This window comes from uncultured Clostridium sp. (assembly GCF_947036855.1).
Taxonomy (GTDB): Bacteria; Bacillota; Clostridia; order Clostridiales; family Clostridiaceae; genus Sarcina.
Genome location: NZ_CAMQRY010000036.1, coordinates 1 through 20,529, shown reverse-complemented (window position 1 = coordinate 20,529; position 20,529 = coordinate 1). Strand labels below are relative to the sequence as shown.

Here is a 20,529-nt window from a genome sequence, read left to right as displayed (position 1 = left end):
AAACATGACTACAATTTAAGGAAACATGACTACAATTTAAGGAAACATGACTACAATTTAAGGAAACATGACTACATTATAAGTTGACAGTGTAGTCATATTGTATTAATATGGATTTGTGGGGTGATTAAATGATGGATGATATGCAAATTCTTTTAAAAAATAATAAATTAATAAAAGCGAAATTTGATTTAACTATGTTAGAAAATAAAATTATAAACAAAGTATTTTTAGATATACAGAAAAATCAACAAACTTTAATTGCAAAAATAAGTATTAATGATATTAAAGGAATGACTAACAATAAAGCATTACATAGTGTAAAAGAAATAAATGCAATATTAAAGAAATTAAAAAGTAATGATATAAGTCAGGTTAATGAAAATGGATGGATAGATACAGCAATTATAGCAGGATATGAATACGTTAAAGATGAAAATGCATTTGAAATAGGATTATCACCTATTTTTATAAAACTAGTAAATTCTTATAAGAAAGATGGATTTAGTTCACTATCTTTAACAAAATATGCAACTTTAAATGGAACTAGTTCACAACGTATATATGAGTTGCTAAGAGCAGAATCTGTGAAAAAATATATAAAATGTGAAGGTGGATGGAAGTCTATTACTTATAAAGTAATAGAACTTCGGAAATTTTTATGCATGGAAACTAAATATACTAAATTTAATAATTTTAAAATTAGAGTTATAGAAACAGCAATCGAAGATATACAATCTAAAAAGATGATGGAAATAAAAAAAGTTAAATATAATAGGGTAGGTAAAGAAGTTGAATCAATTACATTTGAAGTAAAGGATCTTGAGCCAGCAATGTATAATTTTAATGAAAATAAAAAAGAAAAGATAGATAGTGATGGAAATATTCCAATAGCTGGACAAATTGAAGTTGAGGATTTTAAAGTAGATGTTAGCTCCGATAGTGAACTCCTTGCAGCTAAAAGTAAACTATCAGTAAGAACTATTAATAAGCTTATTAAAGATAATGATATAAAAATAGTTAATGAAGCCGTTAAGATACTTGTTGCAGCAGAAAATGTTAAAGCTCCATTAAAATACCTTAAAGGAATAATAGAGAACTTGTTAAAAAATAAAAAAGTTAAGGGAAAAAGTAAGAAAAGAGAACCAAACTTTGAAAGCAGAGACATTAAAGCGGATGAAAGTTTATTTGGTTGGGATGAATAAATTTAATATAAAAATAAAATCTGTTTATTGAATTTGCATTCGATAGATAGATTTTTTTATTTTAAAGTGTACAGGTGTCATTCTTAATTTGTACAGGTATTATTATATTTTAAATAAAAATAGAGGGTTTTGAAGGAAAATATAGAATTTTATAATAGTGAGTTAAAAATAAACTAAAAATATTAAGATGAATTAAAATGATAAGGGGAGTTTTAATGAATTTATATAGTATAGCTGAACTTGAAGAAACCTTGCAAGTATCAAAGCAGACGATATATAAAAAGATAAAAAATGAAGAGTATAAAGACCAAGTAATGAAGATTAAAGGGGTAACGAAAGTTAGTGAAAATGTCTTAAATAAGTTGAAAATAGAGTTTGGAATAGATAAGCCAGATATAAAAGAAGATGAAATATCAATAACAGAAGATGATAAAGAAGATTTAATATTAAGAGAAAAGATAACTTCTTTAGAGAATGAAAGTAAAATGCTTAAAACTAGAATTACATTTTTAGAAGATGAGAATATTGATTTAAGAAAATTGCTGCATAAAAATATAAATATGGTAGACCAAGAGCAACAACTTAATTTAAAAGCATTAACAAGTATAGAGGAATTATCTAAAGAAAAGAAATTGTTAGTAGAAGCTCATGAAAAAGAAATTAAAAATAAAAGTTTCTTTCAAAAGATGTTTTCAAAATAAAAAAAGAGAACTCCTAGACACTGGAGTTCTCTTTTTATGTTTAAAAGATTGAAAAGTTGCCTTAGGATAATGAAATCACTTATTATTATATATTTAAATTACTAACTAGAGGTTAATTAGTTGTAAATTAATATATTCGTTATGATACTGAGTTTTGACACTTGCTAAGGATAGAAAAACAGCACCAACACCTACTGGTGTCAATACTGTTAAGTTTTAAACTAAATTTTCATATGCTATAAAATTTGGAAAGTTATCATTAAAAATACAGTGCCATAATTCATCTTTGTTTTTAGCTATAAAACCATATTGATCATAAAACTTTCCTGATTCTGATATAAATAATCTTATATTACCAAAATTAAAAATACCTACTAGTAATAATTCCTCACCACTCATTTCTTGATATTCTAAAATATCTTCTTCATCTTCATAGATTAACCCTTCAAAAGATTTCGGAATATATATTGTTGGAATTATACTTGCATCTGTTTCTGATCCATATTGGGTTAAATATTTTATATTCAATAATCCAAATTCTTCAAAAAACTTTTTAAAAGTATCAAATACTCTTACACCACCCCTTTCATAATATTGATACCATTCAGCCCCATTTATTTTTCGCCCTTCATACCAACCATTTTTACGCAATATTTCTTTTGATTCTTCATTCATTAATATTCCCCCAATAATTATATTTTTTATAATTCTAAAGTACAATTATCTTGTGACAAATACAAAGCAATAATGATTCCTATTAGTGCAAAACTTATTCGCAAATGAGGCTTTAAGCGAAGAAGTTTATAATTTTAATACTTGATTATCAGCGTGTTGCTTTTTATATTTTCTATATACTTCAGATTCAATTCTTGAAAGTTCATCTAGAAGACCTAGCTGTTCCCAAGTTCTATGTGGCATTTCAGATTCTGGTATTGTTTCTAAAATTGAGTCCCACATTTCATATATATCTTTAGCAAGATATCCATAAGAATCATATATTTCCCCTGACTCAACTATATAAATAATATTCATTCCACCTGAGCACATTCCAATAACTAAAGTTTTTTGATTTAAAAGAATACTAATCTCTTCAGCATATTTTGGAGAATACTTAGTTTTAAAAGCTCTTCCTAAATCAAATATGTGATAAGGATGTTTTTTACTTATAATTATATCTCCAAATTCCTCTAAAAATTCCTTTGCTTTTGGAAATACTTCCAATTCAAAATTCTTTCTATATATCTCGTTAAGATTTTCATTATCATAATATTTTAATAGTTCAGTAATATCAATCTTTCTTCCCTCATACCATCCCTCTTTTTTTAATATTTCTTTTGATTTTTCATTCATTGTTATTTCTCCTAATAATTATATTTTTTATAATTATAAAATACAATTATTCTGTGACAAATACAAAGCAGCAATGATTTCTATTAGTCCAAAGTAAAAGATATTTTAAATCAATTTATATAAACTAAATTTTCATATTATAAAGTTATGCGTATAATAAATAATAAGAGAATAAGATTTATAATTTATCATTTTTTTATATTGAATAACGATAAAGTTATTCGCCTTTTGAGGTGTTTTAACGCAAAATAGAGCCAGTCATAAGATTTGAAGTCTTATAACTGGCTCTATTACTTTGTTTGTGGAAAGCTATTCGCATAATAGAATTTAAGCGAATAAGATTTAAAGAGTAGTGTTAGTTTCATACGATACTAGAATATAGTGAAATATCAATGTATTAGAATTATTATCTTGGCATTAAATTTATAGTCTAGTACGTTTGATTATTTAATCATAAAATATACACTAAGTTAAATCAAACGTTAATAAGACTAATAGAATGCTTATATTAACAGTCCTCATAAATTATAATAGTTAAATGTTATTAAAGTATTATCGTATGCTACATGTAGTGTAGGTTTAAACTTAGGCGCTAACTTGGTTTATAGTTATCTATATCAGATAAGAGGCTTTATACGTATAACTTTAATTTATGATTTGTTGGAAGTTTAGAAATATATATTTCTTAAGTTTTGATTATAACTATTCATCAAATTTAATTTCTTCTTCTGCAATATTATAAATATCTATTTGGTTATCTATATCTACTCTATTTACTAACCATCCTCTAAATAAACATTGTTTTATAAATTCATCTATTCTATTTATGCCATTAAGTTCTTTTAAGGTAATAACTACACCAAATTTTATACCATAACCAAATTTTTTGTCTAGTCGTTCTTTAGTTTTTATACTAATTCCCCATATACCACTTGCATAAACTTTTTTAGGGCGTGAACCTTTTTTTAAAATTTCTTTAATATGCTTTACATTATCCCATTTTCTATATAATTTTCTTGCATTTGTCTCATTAAGATAATGTTCAGTTCCAATACTTTGCATATTTTTATTTATTGATTGTATTTTAGAACCGTTTATTCTACCAAAGTAAATATCTAATTCTGTATTGGTATAATCAACACCTTGATTTCTTTCACAACAAGGAAAATAACACAAAGTAGCTTTTGCAATAAATGGATGTTTATCTTTATATATTGGGATTGGAATATTATAATTATAAGTATCAAATTTTTCAGATGTACCTGCTAATACAAATTTGATTTCATCTTTTTCAGATTTAATGATTTTTTCAATTCGTATAGGAACAACTCCAAATCCGATTAAATGTGAAGATATCTCCCCCTTTTCCCATCCTGAAGCTGAATCTATTATTAATGCTTTAGCAACTTCTCTACTAAGGCCGATAACATTGATTAAATAAGCTACTTTTCTTGTAATCCATGGTGCTGCAAATGATGTTCCGGTTACATAACTTTCTCCCATTGGTGTACATACTCTAATAGGGATTTTATCATCACCACCATAGTAGCTAATATCTGGCTTTGTAAAAAATGATAATACAGGACCTTCCCTTGAATATGTTGTTGGTTCATTTTTAAAGTTCACAGAATTAACTACTAATGAATTAATAGAATCTGCAGGCGCTCCTATAGCTTTAATTTCCCCATCTTTTTTTGTTTTATTTGTCCCTGCAATTATAAACATTACATCATTTTCATATTGAATTTTATCTAAAATTGCTGCTTCAGGTGATATTGAATTTTGATTAACTTCTAGTGTAGATCCTAAAGATAAATTCCATACTTTAATATCTCTATTTGCTAGTATAATTTCATTTATTGCTCTTAAAACAGTAAATGAACTAAATTGCTTAGCTGTTGCTACTCCGAAATGTCTTACTCTGAATCTTCCACAGCCATCATCTAAATTAGGATTAAAATTAGGTCCATCAACAATTACAGATGTTACAGCTGTTCCATGGATATAATCCTCTGAGGATAATTCAATTTCTTCTCTTAACATATTTTTAAATTCAACCCATTCTGAAAAATAAACATGTTTATCAAACATTGTATCTATAACACCAATTATCGGTTCTTTATTAGGTTTTGGAATAAAAATTTGTTTACTAGAACAAAATGAAAAATCATCCTTTGTTAATTGTGAAATATCGCTTGTAGCCATTGCAATCAGATAAGGAGCTGTTTCTTTTAATAAAGCTAATTGGTCAGGTGTCAATAACATAGTTGTTTCATTTATTAAACGAGTTGAAAGTAATGGAATTCCTAATTTTTCCATGAGTTTTATTGTATCAATATTAGTTTTATAAATAGTAATAATGGAATCACCAGTGATATTATTTATATCTTCATTAAGAGAAAATTTTTCTACATAATGAGAATCCACAATGATATTAAGAAACTTGGTTTTACAAATTAAATGGCTACTATTATATTTTTTTTCTTTTTTATTTAATTTTTCAATATCATCATAAGTGATTGTTCCATTAAATTCGTTCTTTAAAATTATGATAATTGATGAAAGTATTTTGAAATTTTCTTTTAATAGGTCTAAGCTAATATAATGAGTAATAATATGTTTCTTCTTAGCTGTACCTACAAATTTTGCACCAACAATAGAACTGTTTGCTGTAAATTTTCCTTTAGATAAAAACCCTTTTATTCTTCTGCTTTTTGCTATAACATCAATGTAGTATACACTTATTAAAGCTCCGTTTAAAGCTTGATTTTCTTCCCAAAAAGATATTAATTCATTTAAATTTTCTTTTAATTTTTTTAAATGAGTTATAGTTACCTGAACACCTTTAGGTAAATTAATAGCCCCTGGTCTATTAGAACTTGCCGCTTGCTCAAATTTTCCCTTGAGGTTTAAAAGTTGATTCATTTAATCACTCCTTTGATTCTCTTGATTCTCTTGAAACTTGACTTTTTGAAATTCCAGTTAAAAGTTCTATTTCTCGTACTGTAAATCCATTGTTTTGCATTTTTTTTAAATCTGAATTTTTTTTATTTTTATCTGTTGAACGTAATAATTTTTTTAAATAATCAAATTCATCTGTGGGGTCACTAAATGCAATTGATGTTTTAATTAAGTTTTTTAATTCTCCTGGATAAGGTATATCATCCATTAATGCTATAATTTTTTTAAATAACTTCATATTTTTCCCGGCAAATTTAAATTTATTTAACAGTTCACTTAATATAGATTCTGCGATTTCAACTAAATCTTCTTTAGTATATCGATTAAAATCGATTATTGAATCAAATCTTCGTACCAATGCTTTGTCAAAAGAATCAAATAAATTTGTTGTTGCTATTAACATTATAGATTCATTTAATCCATCTAATCCTTTTAATACAGCTGATGTAGCTCTACCCATTTCACGTAAGTCATTTGAATTTATTCTGTCAATAGCTAATGCATCAATCTCATCAAAAAGAATTATTAAATTTTGTGGTTGTGAAAATTCACTGATTTCTTTAAAAAGCGCTGCTACATTTTTGGATGTTTGACCTAATTTACTATCAATTATTGAATCAAAATCAACTATATATAACTCACGTTCTAATATACGTGCAATTTGTTTTGCTGTTTCAGTTTTTCCAGTTCCAGGAGCGCCTTTAAATAAAAACTTATTAATTCCCGCATTATGCCCTACGGCATTAACTATACCTATTATATCTTCTTTAATAACTTCTGGTAAAGGTAAGGAAACATAATTAAGTTCTACTTTTTTAAAAAAACATAAATCATTTTGATTTATTTGAGGAGTAAAAGTATTTGTATTTGACATTAAAGCCATAATATATTCAGATAATTGATAATCACCTATAGTGTCAAAATATTTAGCGATTTCATAAGCTTCATTTCTAAATCCTATTTCGTTATTATCTGAATAATATTTAATTAAATTTAAAATATTTTTCTTTTTCATAATATCAACCTCCATTATAAATAAATAGTATCATACTTGGGACAAAATTAATACTATTGGGACTATTTTTCTATTTTTAAAAATAAATAAAATAAAAGCCAGACAAGTACAGTCATACTTGTCTGGCTTTTAGGTTATATTAAGGTAAGTTAGTTCGTTGAAATCTTCACTCTATTAAGTATACGCATAAATTGAATTAATATTCTAAATTATTTTAAGTAGTCAGCATACATAAATCCACCATGCTCTCCATAATAAGTTGACCACCAATTACCTACTTTGCCAGCAAGTTGTATCTTATCACCTGCTTTAACTTTACCTATTATCTCATAGTTTGTTCCTGCTCCACTTCTAACATTTAAAGTAGTTGCGGTTACTGTTGCATAATCACCTGCTTCTAAAGTATGAATTTTTTCTGCGCATGGAATATAAACACCAGTATTAAATACATCAAGGTCAGTTGTTCCTGTAAAGTTTCCATTATCAGCATATTGCCATCCTGTTAAATCGTTTCCCCATGCTGTGCTAGTTGATGGATTATCTACTCCATACTCAGCAAGCCATAAACCATACTTTCTAAGGCTTGCATCTAAGTAGTCATTAGCAAAGCTAAGGTTAGTATAAATTAATGGATAGTGACCTGTTTGGTTCGTTATTTCAGTAGCAAAGTCATGAACACATTTATTTATTGTTGCAGCACTTTGATTAGATGTTATTTCGATATCTATTGCTATTCGACAGTTATAATCAAATTCTTTTATATTCTCTAGCATAAATCTTGCTTGAACTGCTCCATCATCATATGCGTACATGAAATGATAGAATCCTATATCAAGACTTGCCTTTTTTGCTTTATTATAATTTTGTCTAAGCAATGGATCTACATAAGTTTGTCCGCCAGTTGATTTTATATAACATACTTTTATACCTGCATCTTTTGCCTCATTTAAATTAATAGTTTCTTGGTAGTTTGATATGTCTATTCCTTTAATATTCATCATTATAAATTCCTTCTTTCATTTAATTTATTTTGTCTGACTTATGTCTGACAATGTCAGACGGTAATAATTATTAGGTTTTATATATTTAGGCAATAAAAAAAGAGCCTTCAAGCTCTATCGTTTCACTGCCAGTATTTGATTTTATTTTTGTAGGTGTGGTGTAGTTGGGTTATTTAATACTCCGAGTGTTACGCCAATACTACATATAGCGTTTATTATAATCATTACTTTTTGATTATCTACAAGCATTCCAAGATTATTTAAAATCAATAGAATAGCTCCTGCTATGGCTATAATAGTTCCTGTGTTTTTTAATCTGTTTAATATTTCTTTGATAATTTTCATTTGTTTTTATCCTTCTTTCTTTTAATTTATTTAATAACAAAATGATTTTGTATCATCCATACGAAAAACCCAAGTAAAAACCCTGCAAGTGTCATACATAAATATTTAACCGTACTTGTTAGGCTTTCTACAGATTTGCATAAGTTCTTTAAATCATTTCTAGTTTCTTGTGTATCTTGTATCTGCTCTATTATCTTTTCTTCGAGTTTACTTATATGCTCTTCATTAATTTTAATTTTTTCTTTATGAGTTTCTAATATTAATTTTAAATTTTCATCATTCATTATTTTATTCCTATTCCTTTATGCTAAAATTGTATAAGTTATAGTTCCATAACCTCTTAAATATGAACTTGTTTCAGTACGTGGATTAAACATCTTTATATCAGCTTCTAAGGTTACTTTTAAGTTTGTCTTATCATTGTTCAATATTTTAATATCATAACCGTTTAAACAATCTGTAGCGTTTTCAGGGGATATATTACTAATAGAATATAATATTTTATATTCTTTATCCTTAAACATATCTGGAATTGTTATAATACTTGGCTCTCCGCTATGAACTTTTATATAATCACTAAAATAAAGTGAATAATAATTATATTTAACATCTTTGACTATATGCTGCATTCCATCAGCACTAAGTACAAACTTTGAATTATCTTGTAAAGTCATTGATAGATAATTATTTGTAATACTTAAAGGCGTTCCTTCTCCAAGAATAAATTTAAATTTATTCATTGAGGTTGTTATTGCTGTTATAAAGTCATCACTATTAGGTTTATCATCAATTTCTTTCTTAAGGTTTTTTATATTTGAATTTATTTCTTTTAAATCTTTAGCATTTCCATTAAATAAGGTCATATTTTGTTTTTTATAATTTTCTAAATCACTATTAGATGTTTTGGAACTTAGTTCATTACCAAATGAATTAAGTTGATTTTGATTTGAATTAGCTTGCTCTGTGAAGTTACTTATAAAATTATTACTTGTTTGAGCTGTTAAATTTAAATCAAATGTACTTCTATGAGGATAATCCAAATCTATATTAATAGAAATTATTTCATGTGTATTATTATAATTTATGACATTATTTATAACTCTAACTGGAGTAAACAACTTTAGCTTTTCAAAATTATTATCTATATAACTTAAATCTAATGCAGTAAGTTTAATTTGTTCTATATTTAGCTTAACCTCTGAAAATGCAGCACTTGCTTTATTTAATAAATTCATAGGAATCGTTACATCGTCCCAATTCATAACTTTTTCAATAATTCCATACTTTGCAGCTAAGTGACTATCTTGAATATATTCACAATTATTATTTACACTCTTTATATCTATACCATCTTTACCAAATGGAATAATTCTTGTGAAAATATTCGAACTATCGTCAACCTCTATAGACTTCATATTTAAGCCAAGTTCTATATTTTGTACTTTTCTTATAGGATTATTAATTAAAAAATCCAAATAATTTATACCTTTTTCATTTCTTATAATAAGATAACCACTATGTTTATCTACTATTTTAGTAAACATAGTGGCTAAACTTGTTTCATAATTGGTTTTAACAAAAATAGAATCATTTATTTCTATATTTCCAACTTGAATTTGTTTTGTTTTTTCTACTTTTGAATTATGGTTATCAATTACTTTATTAAAAAGTGTTTTTACTGTTGCATTAGCTATAGCATTTTTACTAGCAGTTGTAGGTAAGCTAGAAGGATGAAACTCCCACTTACCTACACTTGTATCATTAAAATAATTTAGTATACCTTCACAAGTAACTATATTAGTAAAAGTACCTGTATCATCCATTTCTAATGGACTTGAAATAACTCTTCCTTCAAAAATTAATATATTATTTTTTTCGTCAGTAACTTCAATATAATCTAAATATTTATGAAGTTTATTATAATAATAACTACCAAGCTGTAGTTCAAAAGTTAATATAGCTGCTTGATTTTTAACAAGCTTTAAACTTTTATTGATACATATAATATCTTGATTTATTCCTTTAACTCTTATTTTAAACAAATTTATATCACCTCATTATTATAAAAAGTTTCCAACACCTGACCCTAAATTAATATCAACTATTCCAGTATTCGCATAAACACCGTTTTTAATAGAACTGGTAGCAAATGCATCAATAGGAGCACAAGTAAGTTTATTATCAGTATAGGTATCTGTAACAAGTAGTGGTGCTCCGTTAAGTCCCATATTATAATCAACTATTCTATAAATTCCACCACCACGAAGATAAATGGCTAAACTACTTGCAGTATCATCACTTTTTATAGATGATGTCATAAATGTTTGTTCTTGAAGCATTATTAAAATATTATAGTAAGGGAATCTATTTCCCCATGCATTTGCTACCCAATTAACTTCTATACTTCCACCATATTTATATCCGCTATAAGTACTAGCTTTAGTTATAAATAATTTTGCAAAATCTTTAAAGATTATAGGATATTGTTTTCTTTCATCTAAATGCATTAAATCTAGTGTATAAATCCCTTTATCAGTTAAACTTATAGCTTCTTTCTTTTGCATATTATCTAAAACATTGTTTTTACCTTTATCTAGGTAATTAAGAGCCCATGCCATAGGGAATTTTAATTGGTTATCGCTTGTATGTTCTCCAAGTTGATATATATTTCCTTTATATGCCTCATCAACATCCCAGCACATCGCTTCAATTGTATTAAATTGAGCTATACAGTCTATATCTATTGCAGTTACAAAATCTTTTCCAGTTTCTATTTGTATATTACTAATTTTATTAGTTGAGAAACTTCCCATTTTCTTTGGATCTGTTGGATTAGAAGTCATACTACCTTTGATAGGTGTTCGAACCCATTGAAAAGTTATATTATCTATTAGATTAGCATTCGCCCAACCCTCATCAACCTCTGAATCAAAATGTAGTCCATAATCAAAACTACCGTTAATAAAAATATCTTGCGTTGTTGAATATACAATACCATGACCTGTATCATCAACGTATTTAATAGCAGTTCCACCACCTGTATTCGTAGCAACTGTAATTGCTCTAATATTAGTTAAGAACATGGTATATAAATCATTAGGTATTCCATGTGCGTGAATAGCATCGCTTGTATAATCTTTTGCAGCAACTGTTACCATTCCACCATTTAATTTTCCGCCCCAGTCAATTTCTATTCCAATTATATTATCATTTACTATTAAATTTGTAGAACGATCAAGCGTTAATGAACAACCGTAAGGAATAAGTATAGTTTTTTCGATATTATAAGTTCCTTTTGCAATTTTTATATTGCTATAAGTTTCAAAGTCTATGTTATCTAAATTATTAACTATTTTATTCCCTATATTTAATTCATCATTTATTTTTGTCAGCCCAGATGCTAGACTACCTCGAACATCTTTTCCAAATTTTGCATGATTTAAAAGATTAATTTCATTACTAATGTCAGCCATTTTATATTGTCTCCTTTTTGAATGTAAAATTAATACTAGCTTTATCTGCATTGGCTATTAATATTTCATTAACTCCATTTTTAAATAAAAGTCCAAATATTTTATTATCACCCATTTTAAGATTATAATTTTTATTATTTAAACTTATAGTTAAATCTTTGCTTGCAGCAATAAGCGGATTAACATCAATACCTTTAATATCAATTTTTATAATATCCCCAGTATTCACAATCCACTCATCAGCAACAATTCCATCTTCAAAACTAAAGGGATCCCATAGATAATCACCATAGTTCCCTGTATCTAAAAATGGATAACAACTAAATGTAGCTGTAAATTTACCGAAACTGATAAAACTATCTAAAGTACTTATTTGGGTGCATTGACCTGTATAAGTACCATCAATATAATTAAATATTATATCACCTTTAACTCCACCAAGTAACCAAGAGCTTATCTCACTAAATCTATTATATAAATCTTCTATAGTATCACCAATATAATTAAAATCAATGGTTATAGTTCTATCACTAAATGTTTTAAGTCCACCAGTTGCAACTGTACTAAAATCAAGAGTTCCATTTGAATATGGAATTGTTTCTGTTATTAAATTTGGAACTGGTGTACCGATATTAACTTTAATAATTCCAAGTTTAAAATCTTCTGAACTTCTATTATTAAATTCTAAATATTTCACGTTATACCTCTCATTCTTTTTTGAAGTTCTATTTCTTTACCATTCATTCTATTTTGATAATCATTACTGGCATAAGCTATTTCTTTACCATTAAGGATTACCTTTAAATTAATTTCTTTATGATTCTTAGAACTTTCTAGCTTTGTTATTATTTTATCTACTGCACCAGTTATAATAGCTTCAATATTTATATCATTAGATATATTATTTAAAGTACCACTTGCACCCGTTAATCCCGTAGTTAAACTATTTAAAGAATTTAAACTTGTAGGAGTCTGACTTGCTAAACTAAAATTAATTGGTTTTTTAGTATTAATTGGCATAGCTAAAAATCTTGATTGTGGATTGTGTTGTGGTTGTATATTGTTTTGTGGTAATACTACATGGAATCCTAATGCATGAGAAACTGTATGACCTACAGAAGATGCAGCACTAGAAACTGTATGTATAACACTCATAATTCCACTAAAGGCAGATTCTATTGAATGTATAATAGGCATAACTACTGATAATACTGCATTCATAGCACTAGATGCTATTCCTGCTAAATTTCCAAATACACCTGTGAAAATTTCTTTTAATCCTTGAAATGCTTGACTCCAATTACCTGTGAACACACCTGTAAAGAAGTCGATAAATCCGTCAAAGATTTCTTTTATATTGTTCCAAGTGTTTACACATCTTTGCATAAATAATCTAAGAGGTAAAACAAGTACACCAATTACACCTGTAAATTTGCCTTTAAAGACATTTTCTAAGAAATGAATGAATCCCATAAATATTTGTTTGATTTCCTTCCAAATCCAATCGACTTTATTTCTAAACCAAGCACAATGCTCATAACATTCATATAAAGCAATTCCAATCGCAGCAATTGCTACAATTATCATCGTGATTGGATTTGCAAGCATTACTGCCCATACTGCTCTTAAGCCTGATATCATGCTTTTAGCACCAGTTCCAATTACACTAGCCATAGTTTTAAAGCCACTTCCGATAGCGGAACTAGCTGTAAGTATTCCTGTTTTCATAAGTTCAAAGCTTTTTAATGCTCCATCTTTAATTAATCCTATAGATTTTAAAGTACCACTCTTAATTAAATCAAAACTTTTCAGGGTTCCTGTTTTAATTAGATTAGCTGAACCGAGTAAACCCGTCTTTAATAGTCCAAATGATTTGATAGCCCCAGTTTTTAATAAACTTATAGATTTCGTAATACCTTTTCCCATTAAATCAAAAGTTTTCATAACTCCTGTTTTAATTAAGCTTCCTGACTTTATAAGTCCAGTTTTCATTAATCCAAATGATTTAATAGCTCCATCTTTTAAAAGTTTAACTGAGTTAATAGCACCTTTCTTCATAAGACTAAAACTTTTAGTAACGCCAGTTTTAATAAGCTTTCCTGAGTTAATTATTCCAGTTTTCATAAGAGAAACTGATTTAATGGCTCCATCTTTTAAACCTTTTAGGGATCTAAGTATTATTTTATCTGAATTTTTAATAGCTTTACCCATAAGTTTAAATGATTTGGTAACACCAGTGCCAAGTAATTTAACTGATTTAATAGCACCAGTTTTCATAAGACTAAAACTTTTGATTGCTCCTTTAGATATTAATGATGTTGTTTTTAAAATTCCTGTTTTCATTAAACTAAATGATTTAGCAACACCACTTCCAAGTGCTTTAGTTCCTTTTAAAATACTTGAACCCATTATTTTAAAACCTTTACCAATACCTTTAGTAGCCTTAACGCTACCTTTTCCAATAGATTTAAAAGTACTGGCATATTCTTTACCTATAGCTTTAGATACTTTTGCAATACCTTTTCCAGTAACCGCAAATGCTTTACCAATTCCCTTAGCAGACTTTGCTACTAATTTTCCTGTTCCTACAGCAGTCTTTTTAAAACTTAATAATAATTTACTTGCACCACTTGCACCTTCTCCACTTTTCATAAAGAATTTAACTGTACTTGATAATCCTTTTGTAAGAGTACCTATTCCACCAGTTACAAGGCTTAATACTTTCATAAATCCTGTAAATGCAATAATACTTAAACCTACCTCAGTTATTGTTTTAAGTTGTGCAGGTGATAATTTACCAATAGCACTAGCTATTTTAGTAAGTCCTTTTGATATTGTAATGATTACAGGTGTTAACGCATCTCCAAGCTTTATAGCACTGTTTTGTAATTCTATAAAAGATTTTTTAAGTTTGAATCCAGCTGTATTAGTCATTTCTTTAAAAGATTTATTTGTTAGTCCTGAACTATCTTTAATTTGTTTGAGCATACCGTTATAAGATTTAAGTCCTGCCTTACTCATTGCTAATGCAGCACCACCAGCTCTTATATTTCCAAATAAATTATTTATTGAAGTATGACTTTTCTTTGCATACCCACTTAACAATTGAATTACTTGCCCTAAGCTCATACCACTTTTCATTAAATCAGAGAATGATTTATGTGTTAATTTTTCTAATATATCAGAACTTTTGCTACCAGTTTTATTTAATTCAGCAATCATACCTTTTAGTTGAGTTGCTGATAAAGCTGTATCCCCACTAGCATGCGTTAATAGTGCCATAGATGTAGTTAAATCAGTAAAGCCAACATTAGCACCACTTGCTATTTGAATTACTGGTGCTAATGTTTGACCAAGTTCTTTTACTGTAGTGATACCTAAGTTTTGAACTTTTAATAATTTATCTGATACGGTTCCAACTTGACTAGCACTCATACCATATGAGTTCATTGCTACCGCTAATGTTTTAACAACGTCAGCACTATTTGCAAATCCTGCTGTTGCAAGTTTATTTGCTTGTGCAACAAATTCTACTGCATCTTTTGTATTTTGCCCTGCCGATAATGCTTGATACGTAGCTTCTGCAATATCACTTGCACTGGTTCCAGTTTGATTAGATAAATTTAATATCTCCTTTTTTAATCCTGATAGTGGAACTTGTGAAGTATCTGCGATAGTTCCTACTTTTGCCATTGCATCTTCAAATTTTATGCTATTATAAGCACTAATAGCTCCAACTGCTCCTATACCTAAGCTTAATGGCATCAATTTATTTGCAACTCTATCTGCACCCGATGAAATTCTTCCCATACCTGTAGCAAAAGAGTCTAAATGTCTTGTAGCAAGTTGCCTGTTAAGACCATTTAAACTAGCTTCTGTCCTAAGTGTAGACATTTCAGTTCTATTAGCCTGAGTCGTTGCTCTTGCAAGTGAAGTATTATTTTTAGCTATACTTCTATCAAGTGCAATATATTCTTTATTTAGTGATGCAATACTTATATCTAATGCTTTTACTTGTTCGCTTTCAGCTCCGTACTCAGCTAAAGATTCTTTTCTCTCATTATTTAAGTCAGCAAGTGAAACTCCTACAAGTTTTTGAGCCTCAGCAAGTTTTACTTGATCGCCTTCTAGTTGAGTTATAAATGCTTTTTGTTCTCCAAGTATTGCAGTTTCTGCTTCAAGTTGTGCACTAAGTTTCTCAACCTGTGCTCCAAGATAATCGGCTGTTGTTCCAAACAATTTAGCTTTTTCAGATGCTAAATCAAATTCAGACATTGATTGCCTTAATTCATTTTGCATTTGTCTCATGCCTTGTTGAAACTCTCTTGCTGATAATCCTATCTTTACAACTGCTTCATTACTCATTTTGAACCTCCTTTCTAAGGATTTTCATTTTTCATTTGTTCTTCTTCAAGTGGTTTAATTATATTAAAATAATAATCTACCCATTTAAGAAATCTTATAAAGTCTATCTTTTCATCTATATCGTAAAAACTTTGATTCTTTTCCATTCCGATATTATATAAAGATAATAAAATATTTAATTGATTTTCTGCATTATCTTCATACTTTTTAATGTTTTTTTCCTTATCATATTCATCAAATACAGATTTCTTTTTTACAACATCTTCTTTTATAGTAATAAACTGCTTAAAAGCTTGTTGTAGCAACGGTTCTATTAAATATTGTATATAATCATATAGAACTTTTACTTTATCTTTGATTTCATCTAAATGGCTATTATTAAGGAGTTGCGTTGCTGATAAATCTATTCGTAAAAAGGTACAACATAGATTTGATATTAAAGTTAAATATTCTTTATTATTTTCAATATCAGTTATGTTATTATTTTTAGACTCTTGTAAAAATTGCTTAAGTTCTAAATAAGCAAATATATTTTTACCTTTTATTGAAGATGTATGAAGCTTATGATCCATTTCATTTATTCTAATAAATAATCCAATTTCTTTTTTATCCATTAAAGTTTTTCAGCCATGCTCTCATATTTAGATAATGATTTTTGATTTCTTTCACTAATAGCTTTACTAGCTTCCGTACATAACATAAATAGATCTCCAAGTTCAAATTGATTAAGTAAATCTTCTTTTTCAAACTGATTATCAAATACACATGCTATAAAATCAGTCATTGTATTTATCATTTGCCCCATGCCACCATCTTTTATAAGTTCTTCTTGAACTTCATTATCATTTTTATTTGCAAACTTATTCATAACTTCTAATACTTTTTCTGACTTTATAATAGCTCCCGCCATTATCTTTTCTGTTTTAAACTCTTTTTTATTAACTATAATTTTCAAATCAATTACCTCACTTTATTTATTTTTTATCAGGTGTATCGTCCGGAAAATGCGGATATCGTACGTTAAGACAATTTAACCCGCTATTTATCAAGGTTTGTAGCCTTTATATATATTTAATTAAAAAGAACTGAGATAAAAGTATCTCAGTTCTAAAACTTAAATTATTAAGCTGTTGGCTTCACTGGTATTTGTGGTATTGGCATTACTGGAGTTAATATTCCATCTGGTTCATATACTTTTGCAAACCAAGTATCAAGTATATCTTTTGCTGTTGTTATTCCAGCATCAATAAAATCATTTTCTCCATTTCTAACTCTAATATAATTATCTTTTTCTCTTGATAGAGCTATACCTTTAATTGTTATATCTTGCCCTTTTAATTTATCAGTTTTTGATTCGTAATTACTTCCTGAATCTGAGAATGTAACACAATAAATCCAAGTAAACTCGGCTGTTCCATCTGATTTAGCAGACCTGTAACCAAGTGCAAATGTTGGTGCTTTATCATTAGCAGAATCTATTAAAGTACCATTTTTATCTACTTGTTTTCCAAGTAATTTAGCAATTCTATCAAGTGGAAGTGTAGCAACTTTAAGTTCTACACTTGATTGTTGAAAAGAATTCATTGTTTGTTTTGGTAAGTCGTTACCCCAAAATATTGCCTCATTAAACTTAGGTGTATATTTAGCTGATAAAGCATCAGCTAAATAAAATGGTTCTTCTGTAATAAACTCTGTTGAGTTGTTTGTTAAAACTTTAGCTGCAAATATATCAGATAATCCTATAAATTTACCAAAACTATTTAATTCATTTTTCATATTCTCAATTCCTTTCTTCTTACATCATTTGTATTATTGTAAATTTGATACCGTATCTATAAATTTTAGTATCTGTTTCAAAAAAATAACGAGAGTCGTTAAAGTAACAACTATCGTTATTTAATATTAATTTAGTTATTTTCCCTTTTAAATCATTTAAAACTTTTCTATCAAGAGTCCATATATCAACTTGATATAATGTTTTAATAAATTTACACTGGTTATTCGCATAATCACTAGCATCAGTAAAAATATTATAAGGTTGATATGTTATATGAGTATCTTTTAATGCTCCATCATACCAACCAAAGCTTACCGTTACTCCAAGAGTATTTAATAATTTATATATATAAGCATCTAAGTCTATATCTTTTTGTATCATTTCTTTATGCTCCTATACTATCTTGCACAAGCTGCGTAAAAGTAGTTTGCACAAGATTAAAAAAATTTTCTCTATGCTTTTCAAGTGCGGGCTGTAAAAATGGATGTGGTGCAATTCTTGAAGTTCCCCATTCTGCAAATTTAGCATAAAAATAAGGACTTACATCACTTTTCTCCCATCCAATCCAAGCAAAATCATTTTTAATTTTAAGTGGTATTGCATCAGCTAAATGTGTTGGTGGCTCAACTCTAAAGTGCCCTGACTTATTCCATCTTCCTGATTTACTTCTATCTGCACTTACTGGTGCTAAACTTTTAGCTGTACTTTGTATTTCTTTACCTTCTTTTGTTACAATGCTATTACCTATTTTAGCTATTTCATGAGGATTTGAAAGTTCTACAACTTTAGCCATTAATTCTTTTAATTCACTTATATCAAAGCTACAATTACCCATATGCAACTACTACAATCACTATATATTCTTTTGGATACCTATAGGGATCTACGCTTGCAACTGTATATTTAACTTTATTAAATTCAATTATTATATTCTTAATACTTTCATCAGATAATAATTCAATGGCTTTTTTACAATATCTAATAGAAATATTAAGACTTTTATTAATATCTAAATTTGTAGCTTCAAACTGTAATTTACTAAAGTATTTATTAACACTTGCCCAACATTTATACTTTGCTTCTGGCTTATTATTTACTCTATAACCATCAGTATCTATGCCATTTTCTTCTTTATAAAAACTAATTCTATTATTTAGCTGCATTTATATTGCCACCACCATATTTTAATTGTGCCATCATTGATGTTAATGTGAACCTAACTTGATTAGATACTTTCTTATCTGTAGCAAGTTCTCTATGAGTATACCAATCATAAGCTAATATCTTGCAATAAAGTACTGCTGTGTTACATTCTGAGGTAAATCTTATTCCTGTTGCATTAAATAAATATTCCTCAGCAGCTAATAGAAGTCCTGTTATTAAATCATCATCTTCGCCATCACAATCAACTCTTAAATAATTTTTAGCATCTTCTAATTTTACTATCATAAAATATTAAACTGCTGGCTTCTCAGCATCTGAATTCGCAACTTCTATTCCGTCTTTTGGAATCTCTAATATTAATAAAGCGTCTGAATCTTTTACGTTTCCATCGATGTTCATCATGATTCTTGCTTTAGTTGTATTCGTTTCAAATGCTCCTGCTCCAATATTTGTTGTAGCAAGTTGATATGATCCATCTGAAAAATACTTATAACCTTGCTTTGGATCACCAAGTAATATAGGAATAGTAGTATCAGTTTTCATAACATCATTAGGTATTTCAAGTACTGGAAGTCCAAGGAATAAATATTGTGTTGATTGTTTTGGATCTGGTTGTAAATAAGGTTTTCCAAGTTTATCTTCAAGTGAATCTAAGTAATTAAATCCATCTTGATTAACTATCCACATTGAAGTTGCTTTAAATATATTTAAAAGCTTAACATTTTTTGCACTTTTAAAATCATTAAGTGTAGGTGTTTTAGCCATTACAACTTTAGTATATTTATCAGTTGTAAATATACCTGTGGCATGAGCGTCTCCACCAACTCCATATAAAATTTCAAAGTTTCTTGTAACTCTAACTTTATCTACAAACCAATTAATTATCCATGTTTCAAGTGATGCATCAGCATATTTTAATAAATCATTAGGTATAGACATAAAATCACCTAAATCTTTTAATGAGAATGTTAATTTTTGAAGTGTTGGAGTATCTCCACTTACTGGAATTGCTTTGTTTTCAACTAATGGTTGCATAGGTTTTTGATTTGCTCTTGTTTCGTAAACTCTGCTACCCGTTTTAGCTGCAACAAGTTCGAAATCTGTTAAGTTATATAAATCTGTTCCATCTTGTAATATTGTATTTATTTTTGTTTGAATATCAGCAGGTATCG

General features: G+C 27.9%; 21 protein-coding genes. 2 read left to right on the top strand and 19 right to left on the bottom strand.

Going from position 1 to position 20,529, the window contains the following annotated elements; genetic code table 11:
* Positions 1–131 precede the first annotated feature (131 nt).
* Together Q0V15_RS05695 and Q0V15_RS05690 are read left to right on the top strand one after the other, a co-directional pair.
* The gene (locus Q0V15_RS05695) at positions 132–1,205 is read left to right on the top strand and encodes a replication initiation protein (RefSeq protein ID WP_297436873.1); all 1,074 of its coding nucleotides are present in this window, start codon (positions 132–134) and stop codon (positions 1,203–1,205) included.
* Between the two features lie 215 nt (positions 1,206–1,420).
* Positions 1,421–1,906, top strand: coding sequence for a hypothetical protein (locus Q0V15_RS05690; protein WP_297436871.1), 486 nt, complete (start codon positions 1,421–1,423; stop codon positions 1,904–1,906).
* 216 nt (positions 1,907–2,122) lie between these two features.
* Here Q0V15_RS05690 and Q0V15_RS05685 read toward each other — a convergent pair whose 3' ends face one another.
* The 19 genes from Q0V15_RS05685 to Q0V15_RS05595 form a co-directional block, all read right to left on the bottom strand.
* Positions 2,123–2,581 (bottom strand): SUKH-3 domain-containing protein, encoded by a 459-nt coding sequence (locus tag Q0V15_RS05685; RefSeq protein ID WP_297436869.1) that lies wholly within the window; start codon positions 2,579–2,581, stop codon positions 2,123–2,125.
* A 126-nt stretch (positions 2,582–2,707) separates the two neighbouring features.
* Complete coding sequence (locus Q0V15_RS05680; protein ID WP_297436867.1) at positions 2,708–3,256, bottom strand: SUKH-3 domain-containing protein; 549 nt, start codon at positions 3,254–3,256, stop codon at positions 2,708–2,710.
* 702 nt (positions 3,257–3,958) lie between these two features.
* On the bottom strand, positions 3,959–6,181 hold the full coding sequence (locus Q0V15_RS05675) for a S8 family peptidase (RefSeq protein WP_297436865.1): 2,223 nt from the start codon (positions 6,179–6,181) through the stop codon (positions 3,959–3,961).
* A 4-nt stretch (positions 6,182–6,185) separates the two neighbouring features.
* A complete protein-coding gene (locus Q0V15_RS05670) occupies positions 6,186–7,232 on the bottom strand; it encodes an ATP-binding protein (protein WP_297436863.1) in 1,047 nt (348 codons plus the stop codon).
* Positions 7,233–7,441: 209 nt separating this feature from the next.
* Complete coding sequence (locus Q0V15_RS05665) at positions 7,442–8,233, bottom strand: GH25 family lysozyme (protein ID WP_297436861.1); 792 nt, start codon at positions 8,231–8,233, stop codon at positions 7,442–7,444.
* A 141-nt stretch (positions 8,234–8,374) separates the two neighbouring features.
* Positions 8,375–8,578 carry a hypothetical protein gene (locus tag Q0V15_RS05660; RefSeq protein ID WP_297436859.1) on the bottom strand — a complete coding sequence of 68 codons (204 nt, stop codon included), beginning with the start codon at positions 8,576–8,578 and terminating at the stop codon, positions 8,375–8,377.
* 26 nt (positions 8,579–8,604) lie between these two features.
* Positions 8,605–8,862, bottom strand: a complete 258-nt coding sequence (locus Q0V15_RS05655) for a hypothetical protein (RefSeq protein WP_297436857.1) — start codon at positions 8,860–8,862, stop codon at positions 8,605–8,607.
* Between the two features lie 18 nt (positions 8,863–8,880).
* Positions 8,881–10,620, bottom strand: coding sequence for a phage tail protein (locus Q0V15_RS05650; protein ID WP_297436854.1), 1,740 nt, complete (start codon positions 10,618–10,620; stop codon positions 8,881–8,883).
* An 18-nt stretch (positions 10,621–10,638) separates the two neighbouring features.
* Positions 10,639–12,051 (bottom strand): hypothetical protein, encoded by a 1,413-nt coding sequence (locus Q0V15_RS05645; protein ID WP_297436852.1) that lies wholly within the window; start codon positions 12,049–12,051, stop codon positions 10,639–10,641.
* A gap of 1 nt (position 12,052) precedes the next feature.
* The gene (locus Q0V15_RS05640; RefSeq protein ID WP_297436850.1) at positions 12,053–12,748 is read right to left on the bottom strand and encodes a distal tail protein Dit; all 696 of its coding nucleotides are present in this window, start codon (positions 12,746–12,748) and stop codon (positions 12,053–12,055) included.
* Positions 12,745–16,416 (bottom strand): phage tail tape measure protein, encoded by a 3,672-nt coding sequence (locus tag Q0V15_RS05635; protein ID WP_297436848.1) that lies wholly within the window; start codon positions 16,414–16,416, stop codon positions 12,745–12,747. The genes Q0V15_RS05640 and Q0V15_RS05635 overlap by 4 nt, the downstream gene beginning before the upstream one ends.
* 14 nt (positions 16,417–16,430) lie before the next feature.
* The gene (locus Q0V15_RS05630) at positions 16,431–17,030 is read right to left on the bottom strand and encodes a hypothetical protein (protein WP_297436846.1); all 600 of its coding nucleotides are present in this window, start codon (positions 17,028–17,030) and stop codon (positions 16,431–16,433) included.
* Positions 17,030–17,371 (bottom strand): phage tail assembly chaperone G, encoded by a 342-nt coding sequence (locus Q0V15_RS05625; RefSeq protein ID WP_297436844.1) that lies wholly within the window; start codon positions 17,369–17,371, stop codon positions 17,030–17,032. Before Q0V15_RS05625 ends, Q0V15_RS05630 begins: the two co-directional genes overlap by 1 nt.
* Before the next feature lie 167 nt (positions 17,372–17,538).
* Positions 17,539–18,192: a major tail protein gene (locus Q0V15_RS05620; RefSeq protein ID WP_297436842.1), complete on the bottom strand. Its 654-nt coding sequence runs from the start codon at positions 18,190–18,192 to the stop codon at positions 17,539–17,541.
* 19 nt (positions 18,193–18,211) lie between these two features.
* Positions 18,212–18,574 (bottom strand): hypothetical protein, encoded by a 363-nt coding sequence (locus Q0V15_RS05615; protein WP_297436840.1) that lies wholly within the window; start codon positions 18,572–18,574, stop codon positions 18,212–18,214.
* A 4-nt stretch (positions 18,575–18,578) separates the two neighbouring features.
* The gene (locus tag Q0V15_RS05610; RefSeq protein ID WP_297436838.1) at positions 18,579–19,028 is read right to left on the bottom strand and encodes an HK97-gp10 family putative phage morphogenesis protein; all 450 of its coding nucleotides are present in this window, start codon (positions 19,026–19,028) and stop codon (positions 18,579–18,581) included.
* A complete protein-coding gene (locus Q0V15_RS05605; RefSeq protein WP_297436836.1) occupies positions 19,021–19,356 on the bottom strand; it encodes a phage head closure protein in 336 nt (111 codons plus the stop codon). Before Q0V15_RS05605 ends, Q0V15_RS05610 begins: the two co-directional genes overlap by 8 nt.
* The gene (locus tag Q0V15_RS05600; RefSeq protein ID WP_297436834.1) at positions 19,343–19,642 is read right to left on the bottom strand and encodes a head-tail connector protein; all 300 of its coding nucleotides are present in this window, start codon (positions 19,640–19,642) and stop codon (positions 19,343–19,345) included. Before Q0V15_RS05600 ends, Q0V15_RS05605 begins: the two co-directional genes overlap by 14 nt.
* A gap of 6 nt (positions 19,643–19,648) precedes the next feature.
* Positions 19,649–20,529: phage major capsid protein (locus Q0V15_RS05595; protein WP_297436833.1), on the bottom strand; the 881-nt coding region annotated here is incomplete at its 5' end.